The sequence below is a fragment of the Dictyobacter halimunensis genome (assembly GCF_036245075.1).
This window is the reverse complement of sequence record NZ_BSRI01000002.1, coordinates 353,657-372,084: the sequence shown is the minus strand read 5'-3', so window position 1 is coordinate 372,084 and position 18,428 is coordinate 353,657. Positions and strand designations below refer to the sequence as shown.

At 54.1% G+C, this 18,428-nt stretch carries 13 protein-coding genes; 6 read left to right on the top strand and 7 right to left on the bottom strand.

Translation table 11 applies throughout. The features are described from left to right. The first annotated feature begins 1 nt into the window (after position 1). Entirely contained in the window at positions 2-661 is a 660-nt protein-coding gene (locus AABA21_RS15625) for a phosphoribosyltransferase family protein (protein WP_338251656.1), read from the top strand. 27 nt (positions 662-688) lie between these two features. Beyond that, a complete protein-coding gene (gene pyrF, locus AABA21_RS15620; RefSeq protein ID WP_338251655.1) occupies positions 689-1,522 on the top strand; it encodes an orotidine-5'-phosphate decarboxylase in 834 nt (277 codons plus the stop codon). Between the two features lie 120 nt (positions 1,523-1,642). Here the strand turns inward: pyrF and AABA21_RS15615 are convergent, their stop codons facing one another. The 7 genes from AABA21_RS15615 to AABA21_RS15585 form a co-directional block, all read right to left on the bottom strand. Then, entirely contained in the window at positions 1,643-2,437 is a 795-nt protein-coding gene (locus AABA21_RS15615; RefSeq protein WP_338251654.1) for an alpha/beta hydrolase, read from the bottom strand. A gap of 150 nt (positions 2,438-2,587) precedes the next feature. Then, positions 2,588-4,189, bottom strand: a complete 1,602-nt coding sequence (locus tag AABA21_RS15610) for a penicillin-binding transpeptidase domain-containing protein (protein ID WP_338251652.1) — start codon at positions 4,187-4,189, stop codon at positions 2,588-2,590. Between the two features lie 197 nt (positions 4,190-4,386). Next, a complete protein-coding gene (locus tag AABA21_RS15605; RefSeq protein ID WP_338251650.1) occupies positions 4,387-5,247 on the bottom strand; it encodes an LLM class F420-dependent oxidoreductase in 861 nt (286 codons plus the stop codon). A gap of 111 nt (positions 5,248-5,358) precedes the next feature. Next, positions 5,359-6,222: an NAD-dependent epimerase/dehydratase family protein gene (locus tag AABA21_RS15600; protein ID WP_338251648.1), complete on the bottom strand. Its 864-nt coding sequence runs from the start codon at positions 6,220-6,222 to the stop codon at positions 5,359-5,361. A gap of 233 nt (positions 6,223-6,455) precedes the next feature. After that, a complete protein-coding gene (locus AABA21_RS15595) occupies positions 6,456-8,534 on the bottom strand; it encodes an arginine--tRNA ligase (RefSeq protein WP_338251646.1) in 2,079 nt (692 codons plus the stop codon). Between the two features lie 171 nt (positions 8,535-8,705). Further along, on the bottom strand, positions 8,706-10,646 hold the full coding sequence (gene acs, locus AABA21_RS15590; protein ID WP_338251643.1) for an acetate--CoA ligase: 1,941 nt from the start codon (positions 10,644-10,646) through the stop codon (positions 8,706-8,708). 355 nt (positions 10,647-11,001) lie between these two features. After that, positions 11,002-11,658 (bottom strand): hypothetical protein, encoded by a 657-nt coding sequence (locus AABA21_RS15585; RefSeq protein ID WP_338251642.1) that lies wholly within the window; start codon positions 11,656-11,658, stop codon positions 11,002-11,004. 217 nt (positions 11,659-11,875) lie between these two features. On the opposite strand from AABA21_RS15585, the gene AABA21_RS15580 reads away from it, so the two are divergent. The 4 genes from AABA21_RS15580 to AABA21_RS15565 all read left to right on the top strand — a co-directional run bounded on the left by AABA21_RS15580 (position 11,876) and on the right by AABA21_RS15565 (position 18,259). Further along, on the top strand, positions 11,876-12,556 hold the full coding sequence (locus tag AABA21_RS15580) for a Chromate resistance protein ChrB (protein ID WP_338251641.1): 681 nt from the start codon (positions 11,876-11,878) through the stop codon (positions 12,554-12,556). A 566-nt stretch (positions 12,557-13,122) separates the two neighbouring features. Next, positions 13,123-14,007 carry a hypothetical protein gene (locus AABA21_RS15575; protein WP_338251639.1) on the top strand — a complete coding sequence of 295 codons (885 nt, stop codon included), beginning with the start codon at positions 13,123-13,125 and terminating at the stop codon, positions 14,005-14,007. Positions 14,008-14,188: 181 nt separating this feature from the next. Next, complete coding sequence (locus AABA21_RS15570; protein WP_338251637.1) at positions 14,189-17,284, top strand: DEAD/DEAH box helicase; 3,096 nt, start codon at positions 14,189-14,191, stop codon at positions 17,282-17,284. Between the two features lie 21 nt (positions 17,285-17,305). Then, positions 17,306-18,259, top strand: a complete 954-nt coding sequence (locus AABA21_RS15565) for an SWIM zinc finger family protein (RefSeq protein ID WP_338251634.1) — start codon at positions 17,306-17,308, stop codon at positions 18,257-18,259. Positions 18,260-18,428: the final 169 nt, after the last annotated feature.

The window sequence follows — 18,428 nt, the reverse complement described above, 5'->3', positions numbered from 1 at the left end:
TATGAATGATCAGAACGATCCTAAAATCGTGCAGCTGTTTGCTGATGTTGGAGCCGTGGTGCGCGATAGCCACTTTGTCTATAGCTCCGGACGCCACAGTTCGGTCTATATCAACAAAGATGCCATCTATCTGCATACGGGAGTGATTTCAGAACTCTGCCGTTATATGGCCCAGCCATATAACGCGGAGCAGATCGACGTGGTGGTTGGACCCGTTATTGGTGGGGTTGTGCTCTCGCAGTGGGCTGCCTACTATCTGAATCAGCGACGTAGCGTGGGCGAAACCCTGGCCGTCTTCGCGGAAAAAGGGAGCGATAGTCCTGACAAGCAGTTCTCGTTTAATCGCGGCTATGACCGTTTTATCACCGACAAAAATGTGTTGGTGGTTGAGGATGTGCTGACGACTGGCGGCTCGGTGCGCCAGGTAGTTGACCTGGTGCGCCAGCATGGCGGAAATGTGGTAGGCATCAGCGCCCTCTGTAATCGCGGTGGTGTGCAGCCCAGAGATGTTGGAGATGTGGCCATTCACTCCCTGGTCTCCTTCTCTCTGCAAACCTACAGTGAGGATGAATGTCCTTTCTGTCAGCAGAACGTGCCCGTGAATACCGAACTGGGCAAAGGTAAAGCCTTTCTGGCTCGCCAGAAGGCGCAGAGCCAGTAAGAGAGAATTGTTATGGAGGATGAGTCTATGACGTTTCTGCAGCAGCTAGAGCAGCGCTGGCAGCAGGGGCATTTTGTCTGCGTGGGCCTCGATCCCGAGTACGAGCGTCTGCCAGCAACGGTAAAAGAGGGGCGTTCCCAGGAAGAGGCATTGACGTATTTCGCGTGCGCATTGATCGACGCAACTGCCGACCTGGTCTGCGCCTACAAACCCAATATAGCTTTTTATGAAGCTTATGGCGATGCTGGCCTGCGTGCTCTGGGAAGGATCATTGCTCATAGCAAGAAGAGTAGACCAGAGATTCCGGTGATCCTGGATGCCAAGCGAGCCGACATTGGCAGCACTAACCTGGGGTATGTCAGATCCTCGTTTGACCTGCTGCAGGCGGATGCTATCACAGTGCATCCCTACCTGGGGAAAGAGGCCATGGCGCCTTTCCTCAAGCGTGCGGATAAAGGCGTGATCGTCCTGGCTAAGACCTCTAATCCGGGCTCGGGTGAATTTCAGGATATGCTGGTGGGTGAACAGAAGGAGCCACTATACCTTACTGTTGCGCGCAACGTCGCCCGTTACTGGAACGATAATGGCAATTGTGCGCTGGTCGTTGGCGCGACCTATCCAGATGAGCTCAAACGCGTACGTGAGGTCATTGGGGATTTACCCTTGCTCATACCTGGCATCGGGGCTCAAGGTGGCGACGTCGCGGCTACAGTCAGGGCCGGCCGGGATAGTCGTGGCTGGGGCATGATCATCAATTCCTCACGTGGCATTATCTATGCCTCTTCGTCGTCCGACTTTGCCCAGGCCGCCCGTGAAGCGACCGCCGCTTTAGAGGCTGACATCAATCGCTATCGCGGCTAATATACATACCGGCACTACTTCTACTGAAGCTGTGCAACAAAAGAAGCGTCTCGTATGAGGCGCTTCTTTTGTTGCCTGGATAGAGCCGGTTAGTGTAGCCAGTCAGCGTGTCGCGCAGGCTTAACTTAATGGCGCATAGCGTGCAGTGAATGTCAGGAGGCGTTGGGTGAGATCAGCGCTGTTTTCTGTGCCAAAGATGGCGATGCCGTGTTGATTGCCGGGATAGATATGGATCTCCTTGGGAGGACCGGCTACCTGGTGCATATGGGTAGTATCGTCAACATAGCTGTCGCCTTCACTATTGATAAAGAGTTTGGGAGCCTTGATAGCTTTAACATCCGCATCAGTAACCTCGGTTGAGAACATTTCGGGCGATGAGAGGGTGATGACAGCTGCCACATTGGTATGGGCCGCCACCTTTAGCGACGCGGTCCCGCCCATGCTGGATCCCAGCAGTACGACCTTTTCCGCTCCCTGCGTCTGTACAAAGGCCAGTGCCGCCTTTAAATCGGTATCTAATATCGAGGTATCGGGCGCCCCTTCAGAATCTCCATTGCCGCGAAAGTCATAGGCCAGCGCATAGTAGCCGAGGGCGGCCAAGCGCTGTGGCATCCCACTATCTTTCCATATCTCTTTGGTCCTTCCCATTTCATGGGAGCAGATAACAAAGATTTTGCTGCTTTTGCTGGTAGAAGTGGTCTGTGGTTTATAGAGTGAGCCAGCCAGGGTAACATTATCTGAGGTCTTGAAGTGAACCATGCTTGAAGCGATGGCTGGAATCGTCGCGGTAGGGGATACAGCAGGCGTCGGCGTTGGATTGGGGATCGCAGATGGTTGGGTAGCTTCCTGTGTAGTACAGGCCGCCAGCGTTATGAGAAGGGCACACAAAAATAGCAGGCGAAGAGATTTAAGCATGTCACATCCTTTATTGTCTTTACGCACTCGCATGTATGAACGCACGCTACAATATGTACGTACCTGCTCAGCTGTATATCACACATTCTCTGTAGAGATGCATTTCGACTGCCTGCTGTTCATGCGAAGTATTTTGGATGACGAAAGCCGTTATTGCTTCCAGAGGTGGTGGGTTGGACAATAGATGTCCGAGTCAGGATTGTTGGGAGCTTCGACCTTGACCAGTTGCTGGCTGAAGATATCCTGATAGATGTGGGCGATGATGGGTCCGATCGCATTGATAGCTTCTCCACCGTTTTCCTTCATTGCCACGACCGTAATGGCGGGCTGCTGGGTTGGGTCGCTGGAATAGTAGGGGGCCTGGGTAAGCATCCAGCTATGGGGAGGCTGGCCGGTTCCCAGTTCGGCGGTACCGGTCTTGCCCATAATTCCCCAGGGAGAGGTATGAATAGGGACCGAAGGATAGCCACCGTTGCAGCGCGTGACCGCGAACATTGACTGCCGGACCTCACTAGCTGTTTGGCTGCTGACCACCTGGTTCAATTGTTGCGGCTCCGTAATCGCTACTGGTTGTTCATCCTGGTCAATAACCCTGGTGAGCAGAGAAGGCTTCATCAACATCCCATCGTTGGCCACGGCATTGTCAACCAATGACATCTGGAACGGTGTCACAAAATCTACTCCCTGTCCAAATGCATCTTCCGCCAGTTGCCAGGTCGAGAGCGGATGACCATCCGGATTGAGTACCGAGCTCTGGACCACTGGCAGGTCAAAAGGGATATCCTGATTGATATACAGGCGCCTGGTGTAATCCAGCCATTTTTGCATCCCCATCTTGACGCCGATCTGCGCGAAGACCACGTTATCAGAGTTTGAGTAGGCATATTGCGTGGTGATAGGAAACTTCGGCGTAAAAAAGGGATAGCCCAGATTTTTATCTGGTCCGATCAGACTGCTATCGTAAATGATGGGTCCCAGCGATTGTTGCATGTTCCACTGTGAGTCCAACGTATAAGTTCCGCTATCAAGGGCTCCCATCAATGTCACCGTCTTAAAAATGGAGCCGGGAATATAGCGGGCCTGTAGCGGACGATTGATGAGCGCGTTCTCTTTGTTCACCTGCTTGAAGTAATCCTCGCGATGGGGACCGCCTGCCGAAAGCGTCTGCACCATCTTATTGGCGTCGTAGGAGGGACGGCTCAGCATGGCTAGTATTTCACCGGTGTGGGGATTCGAGACGACAATGGCCCCCTGGTTGGACGCATAGGCCAGTTTATTATCGGGCGGATTAAACGTGTCAAAGTCCCGATTGATGACGCGTTGGATGCGTACATCGATGGTCAGGTAGATGTCATTGCCAACCGAAGATTCATGTAGTGTATGCCTGACAAGCTGATCCATGGCGGTGGTCTCGACCTGCCCTGAAAGGATATCATTGAATGCTGCCTCAACCCCATAAGGGGGATAGCCTGCGACATAGTAGCCGATCAAATTTGAGAGGGATGGTTCGGTATAGTGGCGAATATAGCCGCATGGAGCCAGGGGATCCTTGAGAGACTCCGCCAGCAGGACGCCATTGCGATCAAATATGCGACCGCGCCGAGGACAATTCTCGCCGACAAAGTCACGCACGTTGTGCTCCGCTGAACGTACATTATCCGCCTTGACCACCTGCCAGTAAACAAGGCCGCCGGTCATGATCAAAAACAGCAGGATGAAGGTACCCAGCAATCGTCCTATACTTCTCGCCATAGCTGTAAAGCATCCTTTTCATCTATCCTACTCTAAGTATATAGACGCCAGAATACTTTCATTTATCAATCAAAATGGAGCATTTTGCTATACAGTGCTTTAAATACATATTGGAGCGTGCCTGACTCTCGCCATCATGGGAGCACGTGAGTGCCCCGCGATGACGGAAGTCAGACACCTCTATGATATGAGGAGGGCTACATTTGCAGGGATTTGAGTGGCTCAACAACCTCCTCGACCAGGCGGTGCACGATACCTTCTGGGTAGGGAGGGCGAATGTTGAGAACGATGTGGTTGACGCCGGCTTCGATATAATTCTGGGTGTTCTGACGCGTTTCCGCCAGGTTATCGGGATTGATGGGAACCTGGATGGATCGCGCGATCTCGGCCGGATTGCGTCCAACTGCGGCGCAATGCTCATCAAGGATGGCGTTTTTGCGCTTGAAGTCTTCGGCCGAGCCTCCCGCCATATTCCAGACGCTGGCGTATTTAGCCGCGATACGCAGGGTGACCTTTTCGCCGCCGCCACCAATCACAAATGGTGGATAGGGCTGCTGGACCGGCTTGGGTTCGCAGTACGCGTCTTTGATCTGGTAGTAGCGGCCCTCGAAATTGGCCTGCTTCTCGGTCCACAGGCGCTTGATAACCTCGCAGGCCTCGTCCAGGCGGCGCAGACGCTCTCCAACTGTATACAGCGGAATACCATACGCCGTGTGCTCGTACTCGTTCCACCCTGCTCCCAGGCCAAAATCAAGGCGACCTTTGGAGATCACATCGACGGTGGCCGCAATATTGGCCAGCACCGCCGGATGGCGATAGGTGTTGCCTGTTACCATCAGGCCAAGACGAATGCGTTTGGTAACCGCCGCAAAGGCGGACAGGACCGACCAGCCCTCCAGGCAGGGACCACTCATATCGGGCGTAAGCGGATAGAAGTGGTCAAAGAGCCAGGCATGCTCCAGCAGCGGCTCCTCATCAGCCGCCTGCCAGATCGCCAGCATATCTTCATACGTTGTCCATTGCGGGGCGGTCTTCACGCCGAAACTCAGGTGAGCCATAGATACATTACTCTCCTTCGTGAAAATACGGACATTTCTTACGTCTAAAGTAGACCATTCAGTCTATCCCATCGCGCCCTATGGTGCAAGTAAACGTTTGCTCGCCGTGCCCTATACTGAATGTCCGGTTTCATGCATGAAGCCCTGGCGCCAGCTCGGATAGCGTGGCCGCCAGTGTAGGTGCTGGCGTGCTTTGGTATTCGATGCTCCCCGTGCAGAGGGAGGTCGTTCCGGGTTCACCGGTGGAGCCGGGACTCCAAGGGAGGCCGCGTAGATGGGGAGCCATTGTGAACCCGGGGCGGGCTCATCGTCGACGATATTGACGATTCCGGCGGGCCACGTCAGTGCCTGCAGCGTGGCGTGGGCGGCGTCATCGACATGCACAAACGAGGTTATCCCTTCATTTGCGATCGACTCACCCTGGCGCACCTGTTCGGCGATCAGCCCACCGGGCGCGTACCAGGTTCCCGGACCATAGAACAGGCCATAGCGCAGCACAATTCCATGCTCCATCTCCATTACCGCCTGTTCAAGGGCCTGTACGCTTTCAACCAGGTCGCGACGAGATGTTGAGGCTGTAAGGTCCAGCGGCACGCTCTCATCAGCTGGGTCCTCCCCGGGAGCGTAGGTCCAGGCGATGCTCTGGGCGATCATCTGGCGCACACCGGCGACTCGTGCCGCATCCACCAGATTGCGCGTCCCTACGCGGCGGATGTGGCTGTTGGCCGCGAAATCCCGATTCCCTAGATCCGTTAGTTGATGGATAATTACGTTCGGCCGGGCCTCGCGCACAACCCTGTAGAGCGCTTCGCGGTCAAAGACGTCTACAACTACCGGAGAGGCTCCCATCTTTTCAATGAGCGAGCTTTTATCAGGCCGACGAGTCGTGCCAACAACGCTATGGCCATCTTTTATCAGCAGCGATATCAGTCGGCGACCAATTACCCCGGCCGCGCCCACAACCAGTATGTTCATTGTACACCTTCTTTTTCTGATGATATCTCTTTTCATATGGCACTACTATAGCAGATGCGTGACCTGCTAAAAATAGCCATTCTTATTATCAAAGAAGGATCCATTATGGGAGAGGAAGTTATCGTGGTGGAGCCCGGAATAAAGATGACAGCAGAAAGTCGCAAACAAAACGTAGCGAGTGCGGCTGACGTCAGCCGCACTCGCTACGTTTTGTTTATAGCCAGCGCTTTGCGTTAGATGCGTTCGAGGGGCTCGAAGCCAAGGACGCGCATCGCGTTGCTCATGGTCTGGGCTGTAGTCTGGACCAGGAAGGCGCGGAAAGCTTTGATCTGCTCGTTCTCTTCACGAATGATGGGTGAGGTATGCTCGAAGAAGTCCGTGAAATGGGCGGCCAGGTCATAGACATAGTTGGCCAGCAGGGACGGCGCCATCTGCTCGGCGTATTCGGCCAGGCGGCGCGGATAGGCATCGATGTGGCGCAGCAGATCCCATTCGCTCTGCTCTAACTGTTCGGGTAGCGCTTCCAGGGTGGCAGGAATGGTATAGCCGGTTTCCTGCAGGCGGCGCAGGATGCTGTTGGAGCGCGCGTAGGCGTACTGAATGTAGACGCCAGTGTCGCCCTTTGGTCGCAGCACCTCGTCCATATCCAGGGCGATGATCTGCTGCAGGTTGAAGCGGATCATAAAGTAGCGGATGGCGGAGGAGGCGAGGACGCTGGCGGTTTCCGCCGGGAGCTCCTGTTTGCCTTCTTCCTGGCTGATCTCCTGCATGCGTTGAATGGCGGCATTGATCAGGTCGTCGGCCTTGATCTCGATGCCTTTGCGGCCCGACATGGCGTAGTAGCTGCGGTTATCCGAGGTATCGATGCCCAGGCGTGCGGCGGTCGAGGCAGAGAGGGTCACGACCTCGTAGGCCAGGTGCTTTGAGTTATCGGCCTGCTCGACATAGCCCAGGCGGCGCAGGCTCTCATAGACCACCTGCTGCAGATAAGACTGGCGCACATCGATGACGTTGACCACGCGGTTGGCATGTCCAAATTTGGTGGCGGGCGCTTCATTGGTGGCAGATTTCAACTGGGGATCATTGGGTGTGCGCATCGTCCACAGCTTGCGCCCATCATGCTGGATGCCCCAGGGCACAAAGTGGAATTCGACGCCGAGCTGATCGGCCAGGCCGAACTTCCAGAGCTGATAGGCGATATCTTTCGCCGTATAGGTGGCCGTACCATCGCTACGCACCAGGATCTTATCGCTGTTGCGATCGCCCTCGCTGGTTTGGCTCTCACCTTCGCCAAAGGGCAGAATCCAGCAACCAGCTGCATGGCCGGTCTCGGGCTTCTCCAGCAGGCCGCGTGACTTCAGCATCTCGAAGGTATGCTGCCACAGTCCGGCGCGCAGGATCGCGGACTCCCAGGGGAGAACGTCATAGGAGATATTGAGACGCCCCATCGTCTTTAAGTGGGCTTGCACAATCTGGTGCGATAGGTCGGCCGCCATCGCCGGGTAGTCGGGGCCTGACTCGGGCTCGTCGCCATGCTCGATAGAATGCAGGACCTCTTTGCGCAGGCGTGCTGCCATCTGGCCCAACTCGGATTCTTTGTCATCATAGACCCTGCTGACGGTCGTATAGACGCGCGAGCAGAAGTAGTCGAAGGACTCATCGGACAACTGCTCGTTGCCGCCGGGGAGATCAAGCAATCCTTTTTGCAGCAGCGTAAAGCCAACCACGACATCGGCAACCTGGACGCCAGAGTCGTCGATATAGTTATCGGCCTCAACCTGGTAGCCCTGCGAGCGTAGCATACGCACGACCGTATCACCCAGGCAGGAGTTGCGCAGATGGCCTACATGGGCGGCCTTATTGCTATTGATGTTTGTATGTTCGACAATGACCTTGGTGCCCACGCCACCTTTATGTTGTCCGTAATCGGCCCCGGCCTCCAGGACACGCTCAATGATATTGTGCCCAACCACAGGACGGTTCAGGCGGAAATTCAGATAGCCTGGTTTCGTCGCTGTGATCTCCTGGATATTGGCCTGTGCATTGGCCTGCAAAATAGCCAGCAGCCCCTCTGCGATCTTTAAGGGTGGTCGTTTGAGCTTGCCCGACCAGGCCATCACGGGAATAGAATAATCGCCAAAGCTCGCCTGCGCCGAGAGTCGCAGGTCGATGGGTAGCTGTGTCGCATCGAAATCGATATGTTCCTGTTGCAGATATGACGCTACCGTCTGTTGCATAATACCGGTAAGATATGAATGAATATCTTGCGGCGTTGATTCAGTCATAGCATGTGCCTCGTTTAGTACTGTCATCAAACCCCCTCTTTCACCTGAATGTTGCAACTTACTATATCGTAGGTTGTGCCTACGGTCAAGCATTTGCGGATGCCTGAGCCCACCTCAGTCCGCTCCTGCGGCATAATAAAGAGGACGGGCAAAAAAGTGCCCGTCCTCTCAGGAATGATATTCTGGTGCGCGAACGTGTTATGCGTCGAGTGTACTGGTATCGCCGATTGGCTCACCCAACTCACGGGCGCGGATCACACGGCGCATAATCTTGCCCGAGCGCGTCTTGGGAAGGCTGGGGGTAAACTCCAGTTCCTCAGGCACCGCCAGGGCGCCAACCGTCGTACGCACATGCAACTTGAGTTCTTTGGCCATCTCATCAGAGGGCTCGAAGCCGTTCTTCAGGATGACAAAGACCTTAACGTGCTCGCCCTTCAGCTCGTCCGGCTTGCCGATGGCGGCTGCCTCAGCTACCGCTGGATGGCTGACAAGGCTGGACTCAATCTCCATCGAGCCCAGACGGTGTCCACTGACCTTGATCACATCGTCGACGCGACCCTGGACGCGGATAAAGCCGTCCTTATCGATCGTCGCGGCATCGCCGGCGAAGTAGACATCCGGCAACGTCTCCCAGTACGTCAGGTAGCGGGCGGGATCGTTGTAGATGGTGCGCATCTGGCTGGGCCATGGCTGGCGTACCACCAGGAAGCCACCCTTGCCCAGTCCCACCGATTTACTATTTCTGTCGACGATGTCGACGGCGATAGTGGGAAGAGGACGAGTCGCGCTCCCCGGCTTCAACGGCTGAATAATCGTTGGGCTGATCATGATCGATCCGGTCTCGGTCTGCCACCAGGTGTCCATAATTGGCAATTCATCATGTCCGATGTTGTGGCGGTACCACATCCAGGCCTCGGGATTGATGGGCTCACCAACCGAACCGAGCAGGCGCAGGTGGGAGAGATCGTGTTTGGCCGGCCACTCCTCGCCGAAGCGCATCAGGCCACGGATGCCGGTTGGGGAGGTATACAGGATAGTGACCTTAAAGCGCTCGGCCACGCTCCACCATCGGTCAGGATTGGGATAGGCGGGTGTGCCTTCAAAGAGCACGCTGGTTACACCGGTCATCAGCGGTCCATAGATGATATAGCTATGTCCCGTTACCCAGCCCACGTCTGCCGTACACCAGAAAATGTCGTTATCTTTAATATCAAAGACAAATTTGGTCGTCGTATAGGCGCCGACGGCGTAGCCGCCATGGACGTGAACGACGCCCTTGGGTTTTCCGGTACTTCCACTGGTATACAGTATATAGAGCAGGTCCTCGCTATCCATTGGCTCACACGGCACCACGGTATCGGCAGGGATATCGGCCAGCAGATCGTGCCAGTAGATGTCGCGGCCCTCTTTCATGGACACGTCGAGCCCCTCGCGATTGTAGACCACCACTTTCTCGATGGTTGGCGTCTCAGCTACAGCCTCATCCGTGATATTCTTCAACTGAATCAGCTTGCCGCCGCGATGATTGCCGTCCGCTGTAATCACCATCTTGGCCTGCGCATCGATGATACGATCGCGCAGCGCATTGGCGGCGAAGCCACCGAAGACCACCGTATGGACGGCACCCAGGCGGGCCACTGCCAGCACCGCGATGATCTGCTCAAGCACCGCTGGCATATAAATAGCGACGCGATCCCCCTTTTTCAGACCGAGGTTCTGCAGGCCCTTCGCCAGGCGATTGGTCTCCACGTACAACTGCTCATACGTCATCGAACGCGTCTCGCCATTATCGGCTTCCCAGTAGAACGCCACTTTATTGCGTACTGGCGTCTCCATATGGCGATCCAGGCAGTTGTAGACAATGTTGAACTTGCCACCGACAAACCACTTAAAGAAAGGCTTGTCGGTCCATTCGAACGTTTTCTGCCATGGCTCGAACCAGTGAAGCTCCTTCGCCTGATCATCCCAGTACTCGTCGCGGTTCGCCAATGACCACTTGTAGAAAGCCTCGTAGTCATCGAAACCCTTCGATTTCATATAGGCATTAATATTCGCATTTTCAACCATTTCCGGGGTAGGGGTAAAAATACGTTCCTCTGTTAAAATTGAATCGGTGTCCTCAAAAAGATTGTTATTCATGGCCAATGTATCCTCCTCAATACAAAAGGACTGCGCGGAGATGTTTCATGGCACTGTGAAGCAGCGTGTCGCAAAAGCGATGTTGCTCTGACTACTTTGTACAGTCCACCATAGATACTCCATTGTAGAACAGGTGGCGTTACGGTTTCAATGTCAATGACCAACACATTCTGCTGTTGGCCCGGTAATGAGTGCCTACTGCATGGACAGGTGATAGGCGTTTCTGCTGATTCTGACGCTCCAACTATAGTTCTATCATATTATATGAAATGAAAAAGGCTTTATAAAGAGTTTTGGTGCCCAATTTTCGCTGACACTCCAGAAAATGTAACCTGGCTACGAACGATCAGAGGATTTATACGCCGATCAGGCCATGAACGAGCAGAGCGATAGAGAAGAGGAGAACGGTTTGCCAGTAAGCACCACGGGCACTGATGCGTAGTTGGAGATCCTGGTCGATATGGTAAAGCGCGAAGAGCAGGGGGAACGTCGTCAGAATGGCGATGCTGGCGTACCATGGATAGACACTCAGCAGACAATCCAGCAAGATCGCCAGGGTGATGAGGCCGATCAGAGCAGCCCCAACCAGGCGCGCCTCCCTGGCTTCTGGTGCTACGTTTTCTCTCCCGGACCCCAAGCGAAGCGCTGAAAATTGCTGTAGATAGGCGACGACGGCCGTGTAGAGTCCAATGGGCAGGGCGGCCAGGATAGCGGCCCCGCCAGACAAACTTCCTTGCAGTGCACACGTGCTGACGACAAATAGACTGCGGGCCAGGCTGCGAAGGATGACGGAATACCAATCAACCGTATCCCCCAGATCCGATCTGATGAGATAGTTATGGAGGAATAGAAAGAGAACCAGATTTAACAAGAGAGCCACGGTCAGCGCGAGCCAGTTTATGATCATCCTTTGTTGCCAGGCGAGCAGTATCCCGATGATCTGTGGCGCGAGCAGACCAGAATACAGGGATGTACGCGTCTGCTCAAACCTTTGCCGCCATATGCTCATCATGTACCTCGTTACCTGCAAAATGGATAGATACATCCATCCAGCCTCCGATTGCCCTTCAGTATATCATTTTTGTGCGTAATTGATGGATGCTACCAGCGCCGTTCAGGCATGCTTGTAGATCGATATATGCTTGACTTCACAGCTTTTTTTGGAGTACGATAGCAGCGATTGGTAACTGTAGATACAAAGCGATCATTTTTCTAGCAGGAGAGCAGAGATGCAAGAGCATGGAGTCATGCGCTGGCTACAACTTACTTATAAAGTACCCAGTGAGCCATCCCAGAAACGCGTCTGGGTCTGGCGCCGGCTACAGAATCTTGGTGCTTATGCGTTACAGAACTCTGTGTATCTATTGCCGTACTCGGAAGAGGTAGAAAAGCTTTTTCGGCAGTTAGCCCACGATATTCAAGAGATGGGAGGAGAGGCCAGTATTTTTTCTGTAGTGGCGCTCGATGTCGCTGATGAGCAGCGCATCCTCCATGCGTTACTGGATTGTCGCAACGCTGACTATAACAAGGTGGTCAAAGTTTGTGCACGTTTTCTCAGTCGGGCGGTAGAACTGGTTGAGAAGCAGGAATGGAACGACCAGTTACAGGCCGAATTCTCAGAGACGCTCGAAAAAGTACATCTCTCTTTTCGTTCAGCCAGGCGGCACGACGTGCTTGGCTCGTACACCGCGATTGCGCGTGCCTCGGCCGCTGAAGCTATCGCTGTCTGTGAGCAGGTTTTCCGTGTCCTGCAGGTCCGTGACTTTTCCAGGGCCCGCCGCCTGCTGGAAATGAACTATGAATGGACGTATCATCCCTCGGCTTCTGAGGAGGTGGGGTCACCATGTGGTGAACAACCCGAGCTAGCGAGTGATGAACCCATCTCCTCACCATCATCGTCCCGCGTATAGCAATAGCAAACAGGGTTGGATGTTGGCCACAACTGACCCGATGTTGTAAACCAGCATAGCTATTTGGTCAAGTGCAAGCAAGGTTCCATAGCTTTTTTTGCTTGGATCAAGTACACTCAAATTAACTACAACGAAACCCTTATTTAAACCGTATATAATGTAGTTATAAATTAGTTTAAGTAGGTCACCCTCCTACTTTTAGGATATCAGGGGGAAGGCAATGCAAAGACCAGATCCAAAGCGTAGAACTAGTGGTGCAAAAGCTATAGCAATTGACGAACGAGTAAAATATGCACGTTATCGTCTCTATATGTTGATTACTCTGCTGATTTCTAGTGGCTTTGCTCTTGGCCTCCACCTCATTTTTGGACGCTAGGCAAAAACAATAGTTATCATCTACAGGCAGGCGCGGTGCCCGTCAGGGATATAAAATCCTCTGATGGGTACTTTCTTTTTCGCTGCCAGCAACAGAGGTACTTGCATGTATTTTTGAAAGTGAGTACAATTGAGCTAGACTGTGCGAATATTTGGCCGTGCTTTGTTTTGTATGGTAGATTGGTGTTATTTTGAGCTCAATGCAACCCGGGACGAGGTCATCGCTTTCGGCGCGACCGGTACGTGATGCGGTTCCACGGCGTTTGATCGTGACGGCTAGCGTGGTCGCATTTGCTGTTCGCGATTGGTCATTGTGGGCCCTGCTCCGTGTGGGTCCGTGGGGGCCACCGATGCGGTTAGTGTTGGGCAGGGAATCGGTAGCCGAGGCTGTTGCGAGAACGTTGGATGCATTGTTGTGTTGGGCCGATTCCGCTACGCTGGTGCAATTGCGTTCGGGATGGCAGGAACAGCAAGTGCAGGTCTGGGGAAGTTCAGAGCAGGGGTCGTCCGTCTCTTTAATCCATAGCATTCTTTTGCGTGCGCAGCGCGATATGTTACGTCCCAATCTGCATCTCCAGCCGATCCCGAGTTTGCATGTTCAATGGGTGCCGGTCGCGGAGATAGAATCGGGTCAGCAGATGATGGACCCGGAAATCCAGCCCAGCTTTTTATCTGCCTTGCAGTCGTTGCGTGCCCATATTCAACAGGAGCCTGAAATTCTGCTGCGTTACCTGGCCGACATGCATACGATGAGTCCGGCGGAGCCAGATCAGGACTGGTGGCAGCAAGAGGAGCGCCCCAGGTCTACCAAGAGCCGTGAGACAATGCCTCTGCAGAAGATGAAAGAGCCAGCAACTGGAGATGGCACGTTAACGCTGGCGGAAGCGTCTCTCCTCTATCGGGCCTTTTTCCCAGCCAATGAATCAATTGATATGCAGGGACTGCGAAGGCGTTTTCTGGCCACCAAAAAGCTGATTCCGACCGATGAAGAGCGGCTGGTGCGTGGACGTGAAAAATCATCGCCGCGCTCAAATCGGGCCAGTAAGGTGTATCGCTACGAGCCCGATGGCCAATAGCACTGTTCCATTGGCATCAGGTCAAGTAGAGGGCTAGCCCTCTACACTCCCAATGCGGGAGGTGTAGGAGGGCCGTCAGGGAGGACCCTGCACCCCTTAACTTGAGTATCCGGTACGCTATAACCAGCGCAGGGGTGACGCGCGGAGATCAGGGAAACCATCTGCTAAGGATAAGAAAAATATGTTTGTGTGGCATGCGATCTGGGAATCTTCTAGTGGCCAACTGCACATCTGGGCCGAATCCTCAGAGTTGATGAAAAAGCAATCAGCACGAGCTAAAAAGAGAGCCAGGGAGTTTTACCCCTGGCTTCATCCTTTCATGCTTCCCACATCTGAGATTGCCATGACGCTACGGCCCCTCATTCCACGCACCCTGACGAATCAAGGGCAGGCCAGTTCACTGATTTTGCGCCTGCCCTCAATCGCGGAGTCTCCCCTTCCTTCACCCGAAGTATTGACCGAGGCCGCTTCCACCGAAGAGCCCACATTAGCATTCTGGCGCATAGAGACGCTGGCATTTCAACCCCGACATGCCCTGGATCTGTTATTGGCGTGGCCCCACGCCCTACCGGTGGGTCATGTGGCCGGAAGCGATCTCCGTTTCTGGCACCGCATGGTTCTGTTCGCTCAAATATTGCTGCTGCGTCAGAGTTTTGTTCCTGTCTTGCAATATACCCCCAACAGCGATCATGGGGATGCATACTGGCAACTGGAACTATCGGAGGGTGAACGCGAACAGGTGCGGCTCTTTGCTGAGCACATGCCCCCCGTATGCTGGTCCTTTTTCGCGCCTGAAGAGCAGGTCACAAGCCGGGTATTGCAAGATTGTATCCTGGACTTTTTGCAGCGTGGGATCGACGCTTTTATCCGAGGGAGCCTGAGCCAGCAGACGCTCTTTACACGTTCGGCTGCTCCTACTTTACCTGAACGCTGGCTTACCGCTCTGACCTCGTCCCACCATACCATTATGGAAAGCGCGGAAATCCTGCAGGTATTTGCAAAGAAGTTGCGGCGCTGGCTGGCGCCCGATGAAGCAGCAACCGCCCAACGCTCGTTTCGGACCTGCTTTAAAGTCGAGCCGCCATCTGAAGGTGGCAACGACGCCTGGACCATTCAATTCTTTTTGCAGGCACGCCACGATCCCAGCCTGCTGTTGCCAGCTGAACAGATCTGGCAAGAGCGTTCGACCACCCTGCACTGGTTGACACATACCATTGAGCAGCCACAGGAACTTTTGCTGCAGGACCTGGGCCGCGCGGCTCGCCTCTTTCCCAGACTGGAGCAGGGACTCAAAGTCGCGCATCCACTACAGGTGACCGTGACGACCGAAGAGGCATATCAATTTCTGCGCCAGGCCGTTCCCTTGCTGGAAGCCAGTGGTTTTGGCGTACTTGTCCCCTCATGGTGGAAGAAACCTATACGCCTGGGTGCGCGTTTGCGTATCAAGCCGAAAGAGGATACCAATATGAGCTCGGGACTGCTGGGGATGAATAGTCTGGTTGAGTACGATTGGACGCTGGCGATCGGGGATGCAGACCTGACGCTGGCTGAATTCCAGCAACTGGCAGCTATGAAGCTACCTCTGGTGAATATACGCGGCCAGTGGGTCGAATTGCGTTCCGAAGAGATTGAAAAGGCGCTTACCTTTTTCGGACGTCAGGCCAGGCAAACAGATATCACATTGGGAGAAGCGCTAAAGGTTGGCTTGACGGAAGATGTGGGTGAGTCGGGCCTGCCACTGGTCGAATTAAGCGCGCAGGGCTGGATACAAGAGCTGATCGAACGCCTGGAGCAGCGCGCCACCATTCCTCAGATTTCTGCTCCCGTTACCTTTTTGGGCAAATTGCGACAATATCAAGAGAGAGGCGTCTCCTGGTTGACCTTCTTACGGCAGTGCGGTTTTGGCGCCTGCCTGGCTGATGACATGGGAATGGGAAAAACCATCCAGCTGATTGCCTATATATTACATCAACGTGAGATCGCGGGGGATACGTCCAGGCCCAATCTGATCGTCTGCCCCATGTCGGTGGTGGGGAACTGGTATCATGAGCTGCAGCGTTTCGCACCCTCGTTGTCTGTGATGATTCATCATGGCAGCGAACGCCTGAGCGGAAAAGAGTTTCTTGAGCAGGTTGATGCATATGCAATCGTCATTACCACGTATACGCTGGTTCTGCGCGACAGGGAACACCTGGCCGCCGTACCATGGGAGACACTCGTGCTGGATGAAGCCCAGAACATCAAAAATGAGAGCGCCAAACAGACTCAGGCCATCAAAACGCTGCAGGCAACGCACAAAATTGCCCTGACCGGTACTCCGGTCGAGAATCGCCTGCAGGAGCTATGGTCGATCATGGATTTTCTCAACGCGGGCTATCTGGGATCAGGAACCGATTTCCGCAAGCGTTTTGCTTTGCCGATCGAGCTGTATCATGATGCCGAGCGCTCAAATGTCTTGCAGCGTCTGATCCAACCCTTTGTGCTGCGGCGCCTCAAGACCGACAAAGCCATCATCCAGGATTTGCCTGAGAAGATGGAGATGAAGGTCTTCTGTAATCTGACACGCGAACAGGCCTCGCTCTATGAAGCGGTGGTACAGGACATGATGGAGAAGATCGACCAGGCCGAAGGGATCGAGCGGCGCGGGCTGATTCTGGCCGCGCTCACCAGGCTCAAGCAGGTCTGTAATCATCCTGCCCATTTTATGGACGATCATAGTCAGCTCGCCGATCGCTCCGGCAAGCTAGAGCGTCTGCGCGAAATGCTTGAGGAGGTGTTGGCAGAAGGTGACAAGGCCCTGATCTTTACGCAGTACGCCGAGATGGGTAGCCTGTTGCACCACTATCTACAGGATACACTAGGGGTGGAGACGCTGTTCCTGCATGGAGGAACACCCAAGAAACGCCGTGACCTGTTTATCCAGCGCTTTCAACAGGAGCAGCGCGGTGTTCCGCTGTTTGTGCTCTCCCTCAAAGCCGGTGGTGTCGGTCTCAATCTGACCGCGGCCAACCATGTATTTCATTATGATCGCTGGTGGAACCCGGCGGTCGAGAATCAAGCCACGGATCGTGCATTCCGTATTGGGCAGCAAAAGCATGTGCAGGTACATAAATTTATATGCAGTGGTACTCTGGAGGAGCGCATCGACCAGTTGATAGAACAGAAGCGCGACCTGGCCGAGCGTATCGTGGGTAGTGGCGAGAACTGGCTAACAGAGCTATCGACCGACCAGCTCAAAGAGCTTTTTGCGTTAGATCGCTTCGCGATCATGGAATAGTAAGAGGTAGTGAGAAGGCATATGGATAATCGCTATGATTGGGCAGACGAGATGGGATGGGATTATTATTCCGATCAGAGACCCCGCAAAGTGGCTGGCGGTTTAAAGACGCGAAAAGCCTATGGCAGTATCGGAGAAAGCTGGTGGTCCAGGCGCTGGCTGCGGGCTCTGGAGGCGCTTGGCATGGGATCGCGATTGACGCAAGGCCGTCGTTATGCGCGCCAGGGACAGGTGCTTTCGATTGACATTCAAGCTGGCCAGGTTAACGCACGCGTGCAAGGATCCTTGCAGACTCCCTATACAATTGAGATTCATCTCTCGCCCCTGGATGATGGACAATGGGAGCAGGTCATCACCGTTCTGTCCGAGCAGGCCCTCTTTGCCGCTAAATTGCTGGCCGGAGAGATGCCACGTGATATCGAAGAAGCCTTTATTGAAGCGGGCCATCCCCTCTTCCCAACCGCGGCATCTGATCTGCGTACCATCTGTAGCTGCCCCGACTGGGCCAATCCCTGCAAGCACATTGCCGCCGTATATTATATTCTGGCCGAGCAGTTTGATACAGATCCTTTCCTGATTTTTGCCCTGCGAGGACGCAGTAAGGAGCAGATCATCTCAAGCCTGCGTCGTAAACGTGCCGACGTTCCATTCGACACACAGGTGCAAGAGGAGGAGACCGGCGTAGCGGCGGCACAACCAGTCGTAACCAGGCTTCACCTGGAGGACCATATCGCTACTTTCTGGCAGGCCGGACCCGCCATCGATGCCCATATCGGTCTGCCGCAACTACCACCGGTGGACAAAACCCTGCTCAAGCGTCTGGGGGATGCTCCTTTTCACATTAAAGGGTACAACCTGGCGGAACTTCTGGGGCAGGCTTATGATCAGATACAGCGAACGACCCTGGAGATTCTTGAGCACCAGCTCACCGCTATCTCACCACCGGAAGAAGCAAAAGAGGAAGACGGCCACTGAGGCCTCACCGCCTGGTCAAAATGTGAAGAAGCTCATAGTTTTGTAGTGAAATACACTGCATACTAAAGAGAGAATAGATACTGAAAAAAATCTTTCTAATCGAGACAAATACCGTGGGTTTTGTATTATTCTTTGTAGAGATCTGAATTCAGCACCTCTGTGGACATCG